Annotated in this window: 18 protein-coding genes and 1 tRNA gene; 15 read left to right on the top strand and 4 right to left on the bottom strand. The window is 54.4% G+C overall.

The window, feature by feature from the left end; all coding sequences use genetic code 11:
- The first annotated feature begins 2 nt into the window (after positions 1-2).
- Together K355_RS24565 and K355_RS0120315 are read left to right on the top strand one after the other, a co-directional pair.
- Complete coding sequence (locus K355_RS24565) at positions 3-674, top strand: TetR family transcriptional regulator C-terminal domain-containing protein (RefSeq protein ID WP_022734005.1); 672 nt, start codon at positions 3-5, stop codon at positions 672-674.
- A complete protein-coding gene (locus K355_RS0120315) occupies positions 671-1,840 on the top strand; it encodes a pyridoxal phosphate-dependent aminotransferase (protein ID WP_022734004.1) in 1,170 nt (389 codons plus the stop codon). Before K355_RS24565 ends, K355_RS0120315 begins: the two co-directional genes overlap by 4 nt.
- A 21-nt stretch (positions 1,841-1,861) precedes the next feature.
- Here K355_RS0120315 and K355_RS0120310 read toward each other — a convergent pair whose 3' ends face one another.
- The 3 genes from K355_RS0120310 to K355_RS0120300 form a co-directional block, all read right to left on the bottom strand.
- Entirely contained in the window at positions 1,862-2,326 is a 465-nt protein-coding gene (locus K355_RS0120310) for a YtoQ family protein (protein WP_022734003.1), read from the bottom strand.
- A gap of 168 nt (positions 2,327-2,494) precedes the next feature.
- Positions 2,495-2,570, bottom strand: a tRNA-Ala gene (locus tag K355_RS0120305).
- A 98-nt stretch (positions 2,571-2,668) separates the two neighbouring features.
- Positions 2,669-2,974, bottom strand: a complete 306-nt coding sequence (locus K355_RS0120300; protein WP_022734002.1) for an FYDLN acid domain-containing protein — start codon at positions 2,972-2,974, stop codon at positions 2,669-2,671.
- 359 nt (positions 2,975-3,333) lie between these two features.
- Between K355_RS0120300 and aroA the strand changes: the two genes are divergently transcribed.
- The 8 genes from aroA (at position 3,334) to K355_RS24560 (ending at position 12,006) form a co-directional block, all read left to right on the top strand.
- Positions 3,334-4,677, top strand: coding sequence for a 3-phosphoshikimate 1-carboxyvinyltransferase (gene aroA, locus K355_RS0120295; protein WP_022734001.1), 1,344 nt, complete (start codon positions 3,334-3,336; stop codon positions 4,675-4,677).
- Positions 4,678-4,737: 60 nt separating this feature from the next.
- Positions 4,738-5,382: a (d)CMP kinase gene (gene cmk, locus K355_RS0120290; RefSeq protein WP_022734000.1), complete on the top strand. Its 645-nt coding sequence runs from the start codon at positions 4,738-4,740 to the stop codon at positions 5,380-5,382.
- A 234-nt stretch (positions 5,383-5,616) separates the two neighbouring features.
- Complete coding sequence (rpsA, locus tag K355_RS0120285; protein ID WP_022733999.1) at positions 5,617-7,320, top strand: 30S ribosomal protein S1; 1,704 nt, start codon at positions 5,617-5,619, stop codon at positions 7,318-7,320.
- Positions 7,321-7,776: 456 nt separating this feature from the next.
- Positions 7,777-8,700, top strand: coding sequence for a signal peptide peptidase SppA (sppA, locus tag K355_RS0120280; RefSeq protein ID WP_022733998.1), 924 nt, complete (start codon positions 7,777-7,779; stop codon positions 8,698-8,700).
- A 71-nt stretch (positions 8,701-8,771) separates the two neighbouring features.
- Complete coding sequence (gene ihfB / locus K355_RS0120275; RefSeq protein ID WP_028791807.1) at positions 8,772-9,047, top strand: integration host factor subunit beta; 276 nt, start codon at positions 8,772-8,774, stop codon at positions 9,045-9,047.
- A gap of 206 nt (positions 9,048-9,253) precedes the next feature.
- Positions 9,254-9,568 carry a LapA family protein gene (locus K355_RS0120265; RefSeq protein ID WP_022733995.1) on the top strand — a complete coding sequence of 105 codons (315 nt, stop codon included), beginning with the start codon at positions 9,254-9,256 and terminating at the stop codon, positions 9,566-9,568.
- A gap of 200 nt (positions 9,569-9,768) precedes the next feature.
- A complete protein-coding gene (gene pyrF, locus K355_RS0120260; RefSeq protein ID WP_022733994.1) occupies positions 9,769-10,491 on the top strand; it encodes an orotidine-5'-phosphate decarboxylase in 723 nt (240 codons plus the stop codon).
- 312 nt (positions 10,492-10,803) lie between these two features.
- Positions 10,804-12,006 (top strand): MFS transporter, encoded by a 1,203-nt coding sequence (locus K355_RS24560; RefSeq protein WP_022733992.1) that lies wholly within the window; start codon positions 10,804-10,806, stop codon positions 12,004-12,006.
- A gap of 72 nt (positions 12,007-12,078) precedes the next feature.
- On the opposite strand, the gene K355_RS0120250 is transcribed toward K355_RS24560, so the two are convergent.
- Entirely contained in the window at positions 12,079-12,882 is an 804-nt protein-coding gene (locus K355_RS0120250) for a TSUP family transporter (RefSeq protein WP_022733991.1), read from the bottom strand.
- Between the two features lie 209 nt (positions 12,883-13,091).
- On the opposite strand from K355_RS0120250, the gene K355_RS25215 reads away from it, so the two are divergent.
- The 5 genes from K355_RS25215 (at position 13,092) to dnaA (ending at position 18,551) form a co-directional block, all read left to right on the top strand.
- Positions 13,092-14,264 carry a YHYH protein gene (locus K355_RS25215; protein WP_081649572.1) on the top strand — a complete coding sequence of 391 codons (1,173 nt, stop codon included), beginning with the start codon at positions 13,092-13,094 and terminating at the stop codon, positions 14,262-14,264.
- Positions 14,265-14,334: 70 nt separating this feature from the next.
- The gene (gene mutM / locus K355_RS0120235) at positions 14,335-15,174 is read left to right on the top strand and encodes a bifunctional DNA-formamidopyrimidine glycosylase/DNA-(apurinic or apyrimidinic site) lyase (RefSeq protein WP_028791806.1); all 840 of its coding nucleotides are present in this window, start codon (positions 14,335-14,337) and stop codon (positions 15,172-15,174) included.
- 223 nt (positions 15,175-15,397) lie between these two features.
- Positions 15,398-16,174: an enoyl-CoA hydratase gene (locus K355_RS0120230; protein WP_022733987.1), complete on the top strand. Its 777-nt coding sequence runs from the start codon at positions 15,398-15,400 to the stop codon at positions 16,172-16,174.
- A 186-nt stretch (positions 16,175-16,360) separates the two neighbouring features.
- The gene (gene rpsT, locus K355_RS0120225; RefSeq protein ID WP_022733986.1) at positions 16,361-16,621 is read left to right on the top strand and encodes a 30S ribosomal protein S20; all 261 of its coding nucleotides are present in this window, start codon (positions 16,361-16,363) and stop codon (positions 16,619-16,621) included.
- A gap of 391 nt (positions 16,622-17,012) precedes the next feature.
- Entirely contained in the window at positions 17,013-18,551 is a 1,539-nt protein-coding gene (gene dnaA / locus K355_RS0120220) for a chromosomal replication initiator protein DnaA (RefSeq protein ID WP_028791805.1), read from the top strand.
- Positions 18,552-18,714 lie beyond the last annotated feature (163 nt).

The raw sequence follows: 18,714 nt of genomic DNA, 5'->3' as shown, positions 1-18,714 counted from the left end.
TGATGAGCAGAAAAACTTTCCAGCGTCTTTCCCTTGATGACCGCCGCCGTTCTTTGATGGAGGCGACACTGACATGTGTTGCCCGCCATGGGCTGCATGGTGCGACGGTGCGCCGGATTACCGAAGAAGCCGGGGTGACGGTGGGCTTGGTGCGCCATTATTTCGGTAATAAAGACGATATGATCCGAAATGCTTATGCCTATCTCGTCGGCCAACTTACTGCGCAGGCCAGCGAAAGTGCAAAACACACGGTGGCGGCCCCTGAAACACAGTTGGCGCGGTTTCTGCGCGCAAATATGACAGCACCCAATATGTCCGAGGAAAAAGTATCGCTTTGGGCTACGTTTATCGGGCGCGTCCGTCATGACGCAGACTTCGCGGAAATTCATCGTGACGGATATCGTGAGTTCCTTAATGTCCTTGAAACCTTGATCGAGCCTGTTCTCATCAACCATCAACGCCCCCACAGTATTGCCGCCTGCAAGCGCCATGCGATTGCACTGAATGGTTTGATTGATGGTCTGTGGATGGAAGGAGCCCTGAATTCCGGCCTGTATGGTCAGGATATTCTGCCCGACTTGGTGATCGAGGCCAGTGAACGCCTTTTGGGAATTCCGTCCGGCGTGCTTGCCAATGCTCAACCGTCCCAGCAACCACAAAGTGAAGTCTCATGAGATATGCCGCAATTACCGACCGTCTCGCCGAACTTGGCGGGGCGAAATGGGCTATACACAATGCTGCACGTGACCGCGGGGCAGCGGGCGAAAAAATCATCGAGCTAACGATTGGCGAGCCCGACATTCCGATTGACCCCGCCTTGATCGACGCATGCGAAGCCTCTATGCGGCGCGGTCGCACCCATTATTCCAATGGCCGTGGCGAAGATGGGTTGATCGGTGCCATTGTCGATAAATACAAACCCTGCTGGCCCGATATCGCACCGGACAATGTCCTGTGCTTTCCCGGCACCCAGACCGCCCTTTATACCGTGATCACGGCACTGGTCGATGCGGGGCAGGGTGTTCTTGTCGGCGATCCTTATTATGCGACCTATGCCGGGATTATCCGGGCTTCGGGTGGGGTGCTTCAACCCGTTCCGCTGGGCATTGAAAATGGCTTCATCATGCAGCCCGATGATCTGAGTGCGGCGGTCACCAAAGACAGCCGCGTTTTGTTGCTCAACACCCCGCACAATCCATCCGGCGCCTTGCTAGACCCGGCGACACTGGTTGAGCTTGGTAAAATTGCCTGTGAGTATGATCTCTGGATTGTCTGTGACGAGGTTTATGAGGACCTGATTTTTGACGGCACCTTTGCCTCCCCGCTTGAAATCGACGCATTGCGGGGTCGCACAATTGTCGTGTCCTCGATCTCGAAAACCTTTGCCGCCACCGGGTTCAGAAGTGGCTGGGCGGTTGGACCGTCGGAGCTGTGCACCAAGGTTTTGCCGATTTCTGAAACCATCCTGTTTGGCAATCAGCCGTTTATCGCCGATATGACCGAGGTGGCGCTGCGCGGGAATTTCGATACTGCCGCACGGATGCGCAAAAGTTATGCGGCCCGCGCCGATCTGATCGAAACCGAGCTTGCCGGTTGCCCGCACCTCAAACCTGGCAAGGTATCGGGGGGCATGTTTGCCATGATTGACATCGGTGCGACCGGGCTTGACGGTGAAGCATTCGCATGGGGCCTGCTGGATGAGCAGAAAGTCGCCGTCATGCCCGGCACGTCTTTTGGTGAAAACGCCAAAAACCTGATCCGCGTGGCCCTTACCGTACCTGATGAGGACCTTCGCGAAGCCACGCGGCGCATTCGGGCATTCGCCGAAACAAAGTCATAGAAAAAGATCCGCAGTCTGATCCTATGACTTTGGCATGTCACCACGAATGATATAGGCCAGTGCATCAACCACTTGCTCAGGCTCGCGCGCAACACCGTTGGCAGCAGCGTCAACTTCTTTAAGGGCGTGATCATGCTCGGTCGGATGCAGCGTAATATACGGGATGCCCAGGGCCGCCGCCTGGCCGGCATCAAAGGCGGCATTCCATTGCTTGTATTTCTCGCCAAAGCGGATGATCGCGATGTCAGCACCGGCCAGTAAGCTCTTGGTGCGCATGGCGTTGAGCTGCGCGCCTTTACGGTCATGCCAGAACTTGTTGTCCTCAGGGCCAAAAATGGCGACCCCGCAATCATCTGAATCTTCATGCACCGTGATCGGGGCGACCAGTTCCACCGGAAGGTCCAATGCCTTAACACCCGTCTCGATACGTTCGCGCCAGTCGCTATGGATTTCGCCTGACAAATAAACGGTCCAAACCATGCTCATCGTGTTCTCCCTGTTTGATTATCGTGATGGGGCGACTGTCCTCGCCGATGGGTCGATGTTGCATGCTAGTGCATCATCCGCATTTCTTCCATGGGGTGGGGGAAACAGATGCCAGTCAAATAAGCCCCGAAACGACAAAACCCGTCGCCAAAGGCAACGGGTTTTGAATGGTGGAGCCGATCAGGATCGAACTGACGACCTCTACAATGCCATTGTAGCGCTCTCCCAACTGAGCTACGGCCCCACTTTGTCCGCGTCGCAACAAAACCAAGGTTTGGGCTGCGGCGCGGCGCATATTTAGAAGGTTCACCATATATTGGCAAGACCTATTTTCAAAAAATCTTAGCGATCATCATCGTTTGATTCGACGTGCTCGTAGACTTCTCCGAGATCATCGTCATCTTCACCAAGATCAGATGCATCTTCGAGAATGTCGTCGTCGACATCCACATCATCATTGTCATCAAGATCGTTGACGTCATCGACATCTTCGTCTTCTTCAGGTGCCGGTTTGGCAACCGCGGCTTTCTTGACCTTTGTCACGCCATCTGGCGTAGCACATTTGGGGCAGATGACCGGGGTACGATTCAAATCGTAATATTTGGTACCGCAGGCGAGGCAGTGACGTTTCTTACCGCGTGCTGACATTACGGCAAATCCTCTTAATTACCGTGATCTTCGAAGAGTATGGCTGTTAAGCGCAAGGTGCTGCGAAGCTGCGCGTATCATCATGTCTAAGAAGCCCAATTGCCATCTTGTTGCCGCCTTGTCAAAAGGAAATTACGCTATTTCCTATTCACTGTGACGATGATGGAATTCTGCTTCATAAATGGTGTAATTCACCTGTCAAAATTTGGGTTCGATACTGGTGCGTTACAATTGCCTGTGCTAGAGCTTTGCCCCGGTGATTGAATGGCTCGTGAGCGCTAAAACCAAGGCTGCAGCGCGATGCTTTTTCAAGTTGGCCCACAAATGATGATCAAATCGTTACTGACAGGTATGGCTCCATGAGTTCTTCGCAGACCAAACGCCCGCTTTCATCGGCCAAAGCAGGTCCGATTTCAGGCGATATCCGGGTTCCGGGTGACAAATCGATTTCCCACCGGTCCTTGATGTTTGGCGGTCTTGCGATTGGCACGACCAAGGTCACCGGGCTGCTCGAAGGTGAAGACGTTCTGGCAACGGCGGACGCCATGCGCAAACTGGGTGCGACCGTCACCCGCGATGATGATGGCACATGGCATGTGACCGGGGTCGGTGTTGGTGCACTTCGCGAACCCGGTAGTGTGATTGACATGGGCAATGCCGGGACTGGCATTCGTCTGATGGCGGGCATTGTTGCGACCCATCCGATCACGACCTTTTTCACCGGCGACGCCTCGCTGTGCAAACGCCCGATGGGCCGTGTGGCCGATCCGCTGGCCGAATTTGGTGCGAAATTCATTACCCGTGATCGTGGTCGTCCGCCAATGGCCGTCATTGGGACTGATGAGGCAAAGCCGATCACCTACACATTGCCAATGGCATCCGCCCAGGTGAAATCGGCCGTGATGCTGGCAGGGCTCAATACCACCGGCACAACCACCGTGATTGAGCCCAAACCATCACGTGATCATACCGAACGCATGTTGCGTCATTTTGGGGTCGATGTGGATGTGAAGGTCAATGATGACGGTGGGCGTACGGTGAGCCTGACGGGGCCTGCTGAAATGAAGGCTGCCGATATTGTTGTTCCGACTGATCCGAGTTCAGCAGCATTCCCGCTGGTCGCGGCCCTGATCCATCGGGACTCAAACGTGACCATTCGCGATGTATGCTTGAACCCGCTGCGCACCGGTTTGATTACCACCCTGATTGAAATGGGCGGTGACATCACGATCACCAACGAACGCGAAGAAGCCGGTGAAACCATCGGTGATCTTGTCGTGACCGGTAAAAATCGTCTGCAGGGGATTGTTGTTCCGGCAGATCGTGCACCGTCGATGATTGATGAATATCCGGTTCTTGCCGTTGCCGCGGCCTATGCGGAGGGTGAAACCCGCATGTGCGATCTTGAAGAACTGCGCGTGAAAGAATCGGATCGTCTGGCCGCTGTTGCGGCGGGGCTTGAGGCCAACGGCGTTATTCACCGGATCGAAGGCGATGATTTGATTGTGACGGGGGGGGCAGTTCCGGGCGGTGGTATGGTTGAAACCCATCTTGATCACCGGATCGCAATGTCGTTTCTGGTGCTTGGTCTTGGGGCGGAAAAACCGGTTGCGGTGGATGATGCCAACCCGATTGCCACAAGCTTCCCAAGCTTTGAAAAGCTGATGGGTGACATGGGCGCAAAATTTGCGCTGCATTCCTGATCAATCTGACCCAATATAGAGAGCAACTATATAATCAGGTACACACAGGGAGCGAAGCAAATGATCATCGCCATTGATGGGCCGGCAGCATCCGGTAAGGGGACTTTGGCGCGTCGAGTCGCGGACGCAATGAACTATGCTTACCTTGATACCGGACTTTTATATCGCGCAACCGGCGCAAAAGTTTTGGCCCAAAAAGCCGACCCTGCGGATGAGGCTATTGCGGTTAAAGTGGCCGAAAACCTCAATGCGGATGATTTGTCCGGCGATGCGTTGCGCAGCGAAAAGGTCGGGACTGCTGCCTCAAAAGTTGCAGCAATTCCAATGGTTCGCGCGGCGCTTCTTGATTTTCAGCGCCGTCTTGCCACCACCCCGCCGGACGGCAAACGCGGGGCGGTTCTGGATGGTCGCGATATTGGAACGGTTGTTTGTCCCGAGGCCCCAATCAAGTTTTATCTGACCGCTTCGGTCGAAGAACGTGCAAACCGTCGGTTCAAACAGTTGCAGGAAAAAAATCCCGCTGCTATATACGAGCGCGTTCTTAAAGAGCTTGAAGAACGGGATGCCCGAGACAGTGCCCGCGATGTCGCACCGCTCAAGATGGCAGAAGACGCAATCCACATTGATACGGACCGTCTGAATGCCAACGCAGTGTATGACGCCGTTATGGCACATATCCATACTCATATGAGTGCGGATGACTGATCAAAGGGCGTTTTAACCGTCAGGCGATGAACGATCCCGAGGTGCCGGTCATATGACCTGTCCCTAAGGTGAACGACTTGTGCGTTCACCTTTTCGCGTATGGAAGGTTCGCCTTTTATATCTGTCCGGGTTTGGACGTTGACTGACACGATCGCCGCGATGTTGCGGCAAAGACCACCGGATACAACCGGTTGGCCAGAATATAGTGACGATACTCGAAAGGAAGTCTGGTTTATGACCACCGCTGAAGAAGCACAATTCTCAACTGGCGAAGATTTTGCCGCCCTGTTGGCCGAAACCCTTGGTTCTGAAGACGAAGGTTTTGTCGGTCGCGTGATGACCGGTTCGGTCGTCAAGAAAACTGACGATGACGCAATCGTTGACGTTGGCCTCAAATCCGAAGGTCGCGTTCCGCTTAAAGAATTTGGTACCGGCGAAGTAAACATTGGCGATACCGTCGATGTCTATGTTGACCGTTACGAAAACAAAGATGGCCTGATCGTTCTGTCGCGTGAAAAAGCGCGTCGCGAAGAATCCTGGGTCGAGCTTGAAAAACAGTTCGCCGAAGGTAAACGCGTTGACGGCACCATCTTTGGTCGCGTTAAAGGCGGCTTTACCGTTGACCTGTCGGGCGCCGTGGCATTCTTGCCGGGCAGCCAGGTTGACATCCGTCCGGTACGTGACGTTACCCCGCTGATGAACAACCCGCAGCCGTTCCAGATCCTGAAAATGGATCGTTCGCGCGGGAACATCGTGGTATCGCGTCGTGCAGTTCTCGAAGAGACCCGTGCTGAACAGCGTGCTGAGTTGATCCAGAACCTCCAGGAAGGTCAGGTTCTTGACGGCGTTGTCAAAAACATCACCGATTACGGCGCATTCGTCGATCTTGGTGGCGTTGATGGCCTGCTGCACGTTACCGACATTGCTTGGAAACGTATCAACCATCCGTCAGAAGCCCTTCAGATCGGCCAGACTGTTAAAGTCCAGGTTATCCGCTTCAACAGCGAAACCCAGCGTATCTCGCTTGGCATGAAGCAGCTTGAAGCTGATCCGTGGGAAGGTGTCGAAGCCAAATACCCGGTCGGTTCGAAATTCGAAGGCCGCGTTACCAACATCACCGATTACGGCGCATTCGTCGAACTCGAAGCTGGTGTCGAAGGTCTGGTCCACGTTTCCGAAATGTCCTGGACCAAGAAAAACATCCACCCGGGCAAAATTGTTTCGACCTCGCAGGAAGTCGAAGTCATGGTGCTCGACGTTGATGCACAGAAACGTCGTATCTCGCTTGGTCTCAAGCAGTGCACCTCGAATCCTTGGGATGCCTTCGTTGCAGCCCATCCGGTCGAGTCTGAGATCGAAGGCGAAGTCAAGAACATCACCGAATTCGGTCTGTTCATTGGCCTGCTCGGCGGCATCGACGGTATGGCTCACCTCTCGGACCTGTCATGGGACCGCGCTGGTGAAGAAGTCATCAAAGAATACAAAAAAGGTGACGTCGTCAAAGCCAAGGTTCTTGACGTTGACGTTGAGAAAGAGCGTATCTCGCTCGGCATCAAACAGCTTTCGGGCGATCCGTTCAAAGAAGCTGTCACCGGCATCAAACGTGGCGAAGCTGTCACTTGTGAAATCACCGAAGTTAACGACGGTGGCATCGAGGTGTCTGTTGGCGACACCGAGCTGAAAGGCTTCATCCGTAAAGTTGAACTGGCGCGTGAGCGTTCAGAACAGCGTCCGGAACGCTTTGCAGTTGGTGAAAAAATCGACGCACGTGTTACCGCGATCGATGCCAAAACCCGCAAAGTCAGCCTCTCTGTCAAAGCACTCGAAGTTGCTGACGAGAAGAAAGCAATGGCGGATTACGGTTCGGCAGACAGCGGTGCATCGCTCGGCGATATTCTCGGCGAAGCTCTGCGCAAGAAACAGGAAACCGGCGAATAAGCCAGCTTCCGACGAAATACGGTCTGCACATTGTGTGGGTCGAAAGGACGGGTCGCGCATTGCGCGGCCCGTTTTCTTTTGTGCTTTTGGTACTTTTTCCCGGTCCCTGATTTCCAGTATTTGACCTACCGGCTTTCGCGCAATTCTGTGCTTTAAGCACTCAGCCAGATTCTCTCCCTCCCTCATCCTGCGGGTTCAACCCGTCATCACTGTTTCTGTCTGCTGGCAAACGCACTGGCATGCATGGGAAAACGCCACTGAAAACTGTATAGGGTCTTCAATTTTGCCGTTCATTTCGGGGGAATGGGCAGGCAAAGGTATAATTTCGCGAAATTTTTGATTTTAAACGCTTTTTGTTCTTGCCTTCTGTGCTGAGAAAAACCATTTGAAAAGACAGGTTTTGCGGGGCACTCCCCGTAAGTAATTGATTGAACAATTAGAACTGGGGCTCCGTCCATGGCACTCGATGCCGATATCCTTCTTGATCGACGTCGACTGAAAAAATCGGTGTTTCGCTGGCGCGTTGTTGCCGCGATTGCGGTGCTGGCCGTAATCCTGATTGGTCTGGCCGGAACCGGTCTGAACAAGGGCGTGTTTGGCACGCTTGGACCCCGGATTGTCGAGGTCACGATCGAAGGTGTGATTACCGAAGACCCGTATCTTCTGGATGCGCTGGCCGCTGTTGAAGAAGACTCGGACGTTGTCGGGGTGATTGTCCATATCAACAGCCCCGGCGGAACGATGGTTGGGGGCGAAACACTTTTTGAGGCGCTGCGCCGTATCGGTGAAACCCGTCCCATCGTTGCCGAGATGGGAACCGTTGCCGCATCAGGTGGCTATATGACAGCGATTGCTGCAGATCATATTGTTGCACGTCGCGGAACAGTAACGGGCTCGATTGGGGTGATTTTCCAATCGATGAATTTTACAGGAACGCTGGAAAAGCTTGGTGTGGAGCCACTGACGGTCAAAAGTGGTCCGCTCAAAGCCGTGCCCAATCCGTTTGAGCCAACAGACGATGCCGCACGAACGGCGATGCAGAGCCTGATTTCCGACATGTTTGACGTGTTTGTCGGGATGGTGGCCGAACGACGTGATCTGCCGATGGATACCGTAAAGACCTTGGCTGACGGGCGTGTCTATACCGGACAACAAGCGCTTGCCAATGGACTGATTGATGAAATCGGTGGCCGTCGTGAAGCTGTGCGCTGGCTTGAAGATAAAGCTGGTGTCACGACCGAAGCGGAGATTGTGCCGCTTGAAATTGAGTACCCGGAAGACGATCTGATGACCACGGTTCTTGAGGGAAGTCTCGGAAAAGTGCTGTCATCTGAGGGGCTTAAACTTGACGGTTTGCTGACGGTCTGGCAACCTCAATAAGAGTTTCCTGATAGGATGATCTAATCCGTGGTTGAGTGAGACTGTTAGAACGAACAGGATGGGGCCTGGAAATGACGAAATCAGAACTGATTGCCCGCCTTGCTGAAATGAACCCGCATCTGTATCAGCGAGATGTCGAACGGATTGTTGCGACGATCTTTGATGAAATCACCGACGCACTTGCCCGCGGAGACCGGGTCGAGCTTCGCGGTTTTGGTGCCTTTTCCGTCAAGCATCGCGACGCACGCGTTGGGCGCAATCCGCGCACCGGCGACGCGGTCCCGGTTGGCGAGAAAAAAGTGCCCTATTTCAAAACGGGTAAACAGCTTCGCGAACGTTTGAACTGATTTTTCCATGTGACCGACGAACGTGACTTTGGTCATGGGCTTGCCCAACCATAGCACAGGGATACCTGTGCCGTTGGGGGCATGGCTTTTGTCTGGTTCTTGCCCCATACTACCGGTCTGACTGTCAAACGTGACCTGCAGCTGGTCTTGAATGTGCGCACTCAAACGCAGATGACGCACATCGACCGGCACAAGGAGCTTAAGTAATGCGCGTCCTCTACTGGATTATTGCCATCCCGATTGCGGTTCTGATTGCGGTTTTCGCCGTATCGAACCGGGCTGCTGTGACATTGTCCCTTTGGCCACTGCCCTTTGAACTTGAATTGCCGCTGTTCTTGCCGATCATGATTGCCTTGTTGATCGGGCTGGGCATTGGTCTGGCGTATGAATGGCTTGTGCATGGCAAACATCGTCGTGCCGTACGTCGCATGGACAGCGAACTTAAACGGGTCAAGGCTGAGGATGAAACGCCAAAGGCCGATCACCCAAAATCGGACCACAAGGCGCTTGGCCACAGCTAAGATCGTCTCAGATCCTAAAGTCAAAGGGCTCCATCAGGGGCCCTTTTTCATTACTGACCGCGCCACATGGCATGGCCCCATGCATCCCTGTTGTCCTATTTGACATTGGCCTTTTGAGCTAAATCGGCTAAGTCATGTCTGGTCCCGTTTGATGATTGTGGGCCAACGCCCGCATCAAACCCCGCAGGAGGACACCCAGCATGGCCCAGAGCATTTCCCCCAAAGACCGTATCTTTTGCGCCATTGATACAACCGATCTTGATCATGCGATTGATCTGGCCTCAAAGCTTTCGGGCGTGATTGGCGGGGCAAAGCTCGGCAAGGAATTCTTTGCCGCCCATGGACCACAGGGTGTGCAGGCTGTTGCCAAAGTGGGCATGCCGATCTTTTTGGATGTGAAATATCATGACATCCCCAATACGGTGGCGGGTGCCATTCGGGCGGTAACGCCGATGGGGCTTAAAATTGTCAATGTTCATGCCGCAGGCGGGATTGAGATGATGAAACGTGCTGGCGAAGCCGCGCGTGAAACAGCGGCCAAGGCCGGTGTGGATGCCCCATGGGTAATTGCTGTGACAATCCTGACCAGTATGGATCAGCACGATCTTGATGATGTCGGGCTCAAAGGGCCGATTGACGAACGTGTCGTCAAGCTGGCCGAACTCACTCAAAAATCCGGGCTGGACGGGGTTGTCTGTTCGGCACGTGAAATCACTTCGGTACGTGCGGCCTGTGGCCCTGACTTCAAGCTGATTACACCGGGTATTCGTCCGGCGTGGGCCGCAAGTAACGATCAGAAGCGCGTTGTCACCCCGGCCGATGCGGTTGCCATGGGCAGTGACGTGCTGGTGATTGGCCGCCCGATCACCAAGGCCGATGATCCGGTTGATGCCGCACGTCGGATTGTTGCCGAGGTATCCTGAGAACTCTCAAATCTCAAATGCAGAAGGCCCGATGTCAATTCGGGCCTTTTTAATGAGCAGATGATCTGGTGGACCAATCGTCCCTTAAGCAATTAACCCATTGCCGCCACTCCCACGACTCCCACCACCCCACCCCACCCCATACGACCTGCTGATTATGCTGCATAGCGCCATGCGATTTTCGCGATGGTCACATTGGGCGTAATTAGAGACAATTGAATCGTTTCAAGAAACCGTGCAAGATGGCTATCTCGCACTTGCACAAAACGCGATGAGCACTTCGGGCCATCACGTTTCACTGGATATTCAGACATGGCTGCTGCTTCTGCCCGTTGGGGTTTGCTCGGGAACTTCCCGATTCTTGCGCTTGCGTCTTTTGGCATCGGGACCACCGAATTTGTCATCATGGGACTTCTACCCGACGTCGCACGTGATCTTGCTGTCAGCATTCCAGATGCCGGGTTGCTGGTGACGGGCTATGCCCTGGGTGTGACATTTGGTGCGCCGTTTCTGGCGATTGCAACGGCACGCATGGACAGGCGCCGGGCGCTGTTGCTGTTGATTGGCATCTTTATCGTTGGTAATTTGCTGTGTGCGATCGCGCCAGATTACTGGTTGCTGATGGCCGCGCGCGTGATCACGGCCTTTTGCCACGGGGCCTTCTTTGGCCTTGGCGCGGTCGTCGCATCAAACCTTGTATCACCGCAAAAGCGCGTACAGGCCATCGCCCTGATGTTTTCGGGTTTAACCCTTGCCAACGTGCTGGGTGTTCCGTTTGGAACCGCACTGGGTCAGGAACTTGGCTGGCGGTCGACTTTTTGGGCGGTTGTTGGCATTGGCGTGTTTGCCGCCATTGCGCTTTACTTTGCCCTGCCGCGCAAAATTGCCGCCTCAACCGGCAGTCTTCTGGCCGAGGCAAAATCGCTTGGTAAGCCGCAAGTCCTGTTTGCCATGCTGATCAGTGTTTTGTCGGCTGCCAGCTTGTTCAGTGTCTTTACCTATATCACCCCGATGTTAAACGAAGTTACCGGCCTTGCTCCGCGTCAAGTGACTTACGTCCTGTTGTTGTTCGGGGTGGGGCTGACAGTGGGCAACTATGTCGGCGGGCGTTTGGGTGACTGGCGTCTGATGCCGGCCATTATCATTGCCTTTGTCATGCTGATTGGTGTTCTGGCTGTCTTTAGCGAAACCCTGACCTCCTTCGTTCCGGCTGTTATCACGGTGATGGTGTGGGGTATTGTTGCCTTTGCGCTGGTCTCCCCACTTCAGATGCGCGTGGTAAGCGAAGCCTCTGATGCTCCTAATTTGGCCTCCACCCTTAATCAGGGTGCTTTTAATCTGGGCAATGCTGGCGGGGCTTGGTTCGGCGGATTGGCGATCACACACGGCGTTTCCTATCAACATCTCCCATGGCTTGGTGCGGTGATTGCTGTGCTGGCCTTGATGTTTGCCATCTGGAGCCACCTGCTTGATCGTCGCGAAGAAGTCTTTGTCGAAAGCGGTGCAAGCGCCTGATACCGAGATTATTTAAAACAAAACCCGTCAGCCTGTTGGTTGACGGGTTTTTCATTGGGGCAGTGCCAAGGATCATCCGATCCACTGATACACCTGATCCCATGTCTGGCTCAGTGTCGGGCCATACTGATCAATGATCAGTTTGATCGAAATCGCGATGGAGGTGACAACAAGCAGCGGACGCACCAGTCGTGCGCCGACCTTCATCACCATGTGCGATCCGATCTGTGCGCCGATCAATGCACCAACCGCCATCACCAGACCAATAACCCAAACGACTTCACCCCCGGCAATGAACATGACAAGGGACGCAAAGTTCGATGTGAAGTTCAGGACCTTGGTGTGCGCGGTGGCCTTGGTCATGTTGAAACCAAGCAACGCGACAAAGGCGATGGAAAAGAACGACCCCGTACCCGGCCCAAAGAACCCGTCGTAAAATCCGATGCCAAATCCGGCGGTAAAGGCAAAGGCACCTTTGCTGATCATTTGGTGCGCATCTATGTCCCCGACGCGTGGGGAGAACAGGAAATAAAGCGCAATCAGGATCAAGAGACCCGGCAGGATCGTCATCAGTATGCCCGGATCAAGCATCTGAACCAAGATCGTCCCCAATGCCGATCCGGTAAAGGTCAGTACAATCGCCAGCACCATGTCGCGCGGATCAACATGCCCTTTGCGAATGAAACTAAACGATGCGGAAAAGCTGCCAAAGCTTCCTTGCAGTTTGTTGGTGGCCAGCGCCTGTGCGGGCGATATCCCCGCCCAAAGCAGGGCGGGGATGGTAATCAGCCCGCCACCCCCAGCAATCGAATCGACAAACCCGGCAAGGGTGGCGACGGCGAACAGGATCGCGAGAAGATCAAAACCAAATTCCATGGGCGACTTTCAGAAAATCACGAAACCGCAAAGGTGGGTGCAAAGCCGGTTTCAAAACATTTTTGGCAGGAGGATCGGATGGGCCGTGCCTGCAGGTTAAAGGGTGCGGCAATCATATGGTTTTGTCCGGCGGCGTCCAGTCGAAGATGACGATGCGATAAACCTCATGTTACCGTGTCAAACGGGTGGCATGATTTTGGGGTGGGTTGATGAAGAATATACTGGCTGCAATGGGGCTGATTTTGTGGGCGATCCCTAGCGTGGATGGGCATGAGATCAAGACATGTAAATGCGATGAAGAATGCTATACCGACGAAATATGGCATTTGGTCTGCGAACGTGACAAAGCTCGTTTCTCGGCAAATGGTCTGCCCGATCCCTCCCACCCAGTGATGACAGGCATTACCGCCAGCAATCAGCAATTCCCCGCGGCCCATGATTTCGACTTTGAAGTGATCCTTAATCCCCGTTTGGCATCCAGTCCGAGTCCAACCCAAGCCGGTCCGGTTGGGGTTGCCGTTAATGGGGTTCCGATTTTTGATCCGTCAACGCAAGGGCCTGCCAATCAGCAAACTGGCAAGCGGCCAAGCGCTTTTGAAGCAGGCGAACTTGACGCCTGTGGCGGTCATGCCGGGCGGGGGGATGATTATCACTATCATATTGCGCCGAAATGCCTGATCGATGATCTGGGCAATGAATGGGTAGATGTCGATAAGAAGCCAGTCGGCTATGCCATGGATGGTTTCCCGATCCTAGCCCTTGGCTGGTTTGATGCGGCGAACTCGGTTGAACAGCTTTTGGATGCATGTCGCGGCATGAAAGACGATAGCGGATCGTATTTCTATAATGTCGAAAGCAAACCAAACTGGAATGTGTTGAACTGCCTGTCTGGTACGCCGCGTGGCTTTGCCAAGGACCGTTGGACCGCGCGTAAGGATCGAACGGGTATGGATATTGTCGGTCTTCCGGTTCCTTTCGAAATAAAGACGACGCGCACACAACACTATGGCGGCGATATTTGCCATGTCATGACCGGCACTTTGCGCGGCGAACAATTGCTGCTGACCAATGGCACAGCACGCAGGATTGGTGCTGAAAATGGTGCGCTGTTTCATTGCAATCAGGCCTGCTATGGCCTGTTCTTTGAGGCAGACCGGAAATCGAACATTCGGGGGCGGGCGATCTATTACGATTACGTCACCCATGGATGCCCTACTGGGTTTGACGCCGCGGGAATCTCGACCTTTTCCCCATATGAAGGCCCGGCCCAGTCACGCAAAGGCCCGGCATCAACCGGCAAAGGTGGACCGGATGGCGGACAAGGTCCCGGACCGGGGAATGGACCACCACCCGGACCGAATGGTCCCCCGCCGCGCAATTGAAATTGATCCTTATTTTGCGCATCGATTTGGTCTAAAACGTGGGACGCTTTCATTAACAAGAGTGCCAGATATGCCCGAATTGCCAGAGGTCGAAACAGTTACCCGTGGCCTGACCCCCGTGATGGAAGGCCATGTTATTGACCATGTGGTGCAACGTCGGCCCAATCTGCGGTTCCCTTTCCCGGAAAACTTCGTCGACCGGATGGCCGGGCGCAAGGTGGATCAGCTGACCCGTCGGGCGAAATATATTCTGGGTTATCTTGATGACGGGCAGGTTTTACTGATCCATCTGGGCATGTCCGGACGCATGACGATCCATGATGACCGGACTGTTGCAGTGCCTGCACCTGAAAAACACGATCATGTTGATTTCGTTATGCAAGGTGGTGCGGTCGTACGCTTTACCGATCCAAGGCGCTTTGGGGTGATTACCCTGATTGCCGCTGATGAGGTGACCAGTCACAAAATGCTGGCGGGCATTGGGCCTGAACCGCTTGGTAATGCGTTTAACTCGGCGGTCTTGGCGGCCGGGATCGCCAAGCGCGCCAGCCCGATCAAAACCGTGTTGCTGGATCAGAAGCTGGTGGCGGGGCTCGGCAATATATATGTCTGCGAAGCCTTGTTCCGGTCGGGCATTGCGCCGAACCGTTTGGCAAAGGACCTCAAGCTTGCGGAAATCGACCGTCTGTACCGTGAAATCAGACTTGTGCTTGAAGATGCTATTCTTGCGGGCGGATCAAGTCTGAAGGATCATCGTCAGGCCAATGGCGAGCTTGGCTATTTTCAGCATAATTTCCGGGTTTATGGCCGCGAAGGCGATGGTTGCAACGCGCCGGAATGTGACAGCACCATCGAACGCATGGTGCAGGCCGGGCGTTCAACATTCTTCTGCCCGACCTGTCAGCGATAACATCCTCGCAGGCGACGCATCGTTCTGCCCTGTGTGTGCCCGCTTTGGCAAGTGGGGACAGGGTGTACTGGTTTCTTTGTGGAGCCACCTGAAATATACCCATCCATACAGACGTCCGGTTGCGGTCTGCCGTTAAAATCGGTAAAACAGTATCAAAATATGGCTTCAAGCGAATCGGCCCCGAAAAATGCGGGCCTTGATTGCGACAAAAGGATCTTAAGGCATGACATACGAAAACATCATCGCGGAGAAAAAGGGCAATGTAGGGCTGATCACCCTCAACCGTCCCAAGGCGCTGAATGCGCTGTGTGCGGCACTGATCGATGATCTTGGGGCTGCACTTGATGATTTCGAATCCGATGACGACATCCGTGCCATCGTCATTACCGGATCGGACCGCGCCTTTGCCGCCGGGGCCGACATTAAGGAAATGGCTGATTACGACTATATGGATGTCTATAAAAACGACTTCATCACCAAAGGCTGGACCCGTGTCGCAAGCTGTCGCAAGCCGACCATTGCGGCCGTTGCCGGATTCGCGCTGGGCGGTGGCTGCGAAATGGCCATGATGTGCGACATCATGCTGGCGGCCGATACCGCAAAGTTCGGTCAGCCGGAAATCACCATTGGCACCATTCCCGGTGCGGGCGGGACGCAGCGTCTGACACGTGCGGTTGGCAAAGCCAAGGCCATGGAAATGTGCCTGACCGGTCGGATGATGGATGCCGAGGAAGCCGAGCGTGCTGGACTGGTGGCGCGAATCGTTCCGGCCGACTCGCTGATGGATGAAGCCATGCAATTGGCCGAAAAAATCGCCTCCTTCTCGGGGCCGATATCGATGAAGGTCAAGGAATCGGTCAACAAGGCCTATGAAATGACTCTGACCGAAGGGCTGATGTTCGAACGGCGTGAGTTCCATTCGACCTTCGCGCTTGAAGATCGTGCAGAAGGCATGAAAGCCTTTGTGGAAAAGAGAAAAGCTGATTTCAAGCACCGTTGATTGTGCCGGGATCGTTATAAGTTGACCCCTGATTCCACGGCTGCATATCTGTATTGCAGCCCCAAAGACTCCTAAGCCGCAGAAAATGAGGCGCTAGGACGGTATCGGGGGTTGACGAGGGGGGCGCCCGGCGCTATAAGCCGCGCTCCGAATTACGTAACATTTGTTTGAAGAGACAGGTTCGCAATGGCTCACCATAAATCGGCCAAGAAGCGCATTCGCCGCAACGCCGCCCGTGCCACCGTTAACGGTGCACGTATCGGCCGTATTCGTACCTACGTTAAGAAGGTCGAAGCTGCGCTGAACGTTGGCGACAAAGATGCTGCTCTGGCTGCGATGCAAATCGCTGAGCCGGAAATGGCGCGTGGCGCACAGCTTGGCGTTCTGCATAAGAACACCGCTGCTCGCAAGGTTTCGCGTCTGACTGCACGCATTAAAGCGCTTTAATTTATCCCTTACGGGATGGCGAGTCGAAGGCCGCACCTCTGGTGCGGCCTTTTCGCTGCCCGGATTTCGGTGAATCACCTTTTGTTCCATGATTCCGCTTGCGCAAAAAACCGCAGGAATCAAGGACCGTTTTGGTCCCGAAATCCTTTTAACGTTCTGTTAAAGATCGCCTTGCCTGATGTGGGTCGCATCAGTACAGTGTTGCGACTTCGCAGGCCGCGCAAAGCGGTCCGTGACGAAGAACCAAAAAACAAAAGGCGCGAGTACGCTTCCAGGATAGTGCGGAAGACCAGCGTGTTGATCACAAACGTGATGAACGCGGTGCAGTACTGTTTTGTCTTTTGCAGTCTTGTTGGTGTTGAAATTGGGATAGCGGGGAAAGGTTCTAACAGTGCAGCACGCCGCAAGGGGAACGCAATCAGCTCTCGGACAGACCAGTGGGGGGATGTCGGGTGAGCAGCAGGCAGCACCAGACGATCATGCGGTAGCAACATGGCAAGTCATTCGTGAAAAGCTGCGCGCCGAATTTGGCGCAACGGCGTATCGCTATTGGCTTGAGCCTGTTGCCCTGATCGGTGTTGAAGCCGGTGTGGCCCGGTTGGGCGCGCCGACTCGTGCCATGCGTGATTGGGTGACACAGCACTATCTGGACCGTATTCAGGCCTTCTGGCACGCCGAAGACCCCAATGTTCATTTCATCGAAATCAACATTGTTTCTGTGGCCAATGCCGGGGCTGCGGGCGCGCGTCGCACATCTGATGCGACCGAAACCCGTCCCGCACAAAATACGTCTTATCGCGACTCGCAAAATTCCCGGGCCAGCAGTGCGGCCAATACCGCGCAGCAGCCCGCCCATTCGCAAAAGTCAAATGGCCGCACGGCAATTGCCAGCATGTCAGATGATGGCATTTCAGCAGCCCTTGATCCGCGCTACACCTTTGATAATTTCGTCATCGGCAAGCCAAATGAGTTTGCCTATGCCGCGGCGCGCCGCTTGGCCGAGGCCGAGTCTGTACCGTTCAACCCGCTGTTTTTGTATGGTGGGGTTGGTCTTGGTAAAACCCACCTGATGCATGCGATTGCCTGGCATATCCGCCGGACACAGCCGCACCGCACGGTGATCTACCTGTCGGCTGAAAAGTTCATGTATCGCTTTATCCGCGCGTTGCGTGACAAAAATACCGTCGATTTCAAAGACCAGTTCCGCTCGGTCGATGTTCTGATGGTTGATGATGTTCAGTTCATCTCGGGCAAGGACTCGACCCAGGAAGAATTCTTCCACACCTTCAATGCGCTGGTTGATCAAGGGCGTCAGATCATTGTGTCTGCCGACAAGTCACCATCTGATCTTGAAGATATCGAAGAGCGCCTGCGCTCGCGTCTTGGATCGGGACTTGTGGCCGATATCCATGCCACCACTTATGAGCTGCGTCTGGGCATTCTCGAATCCAAGGCGGAACGTCAGGCGGTTGAGCTGCCCCAGCGCGTCATGGAATTTCTGGCCCATAAAATTACGGCCAACGTCCGTGAGCTTGAAGGCGCACTTAACCGCGTGATTGCCCATTCCCAGCTTGTCGGTCGTGAGATCAGCCTTGAGATGGTGCAGGATATCCTGCATGACGTCCTGCGCGCGTCCGAGCGCCGGGTTTCCATCGAGGAAATCCAGAAGCGCGTCGCCGAACAGTTCAACATTAAGGTATCGGACATGCATTCGGCCCGCCGTGCCCGTGCGGTTGCGCGCCCGCGTCAGGTGGCAATGTATCTGTCCAAGCAGCTGACAACCCATTCACTGCCCGAAATCGGACGCAAGTTTGGCGGGCGCGATCACACGACCGTCATGCATGCGGTGCGCAAGATCGAAGAACTGCACACCACTGATCCGTCATTGTCAGAAGACATCGATCTTTTGCGGCGGATGCTCGAAGGGTGATCGCTGATTGATATTTTTCATCAAGGCCGCCAAAAACAGGCGGCCTTTTTGTTGGGTTTTATGCAATGAATTCAGTGGGTTTTCCGGCCTGAATTATATGCGGAAAACCGGGAGTCGCGCGGTATGCGCTGGTTTGCGCGTTTTGGGTGTTTTTTGGGGTGTC

It is taken from the genome of Thalassospira lucentensis MCCC 1A00383 = DSM 14000 (assembly GCF_000421265.1).
Taxonomy (GTDB): Bacteria; Pseudomonadota; Alphaproteobacteria; order Rhodospirillales; family Thalassospiraceae; genus Thalassospira; species Thalassospira lucentensis.
The sequence above is the reverse complement of the archived record's forward strand: the minus strand, read 5'-3'. Positions and strand labels throughout refer to the sequence as shown.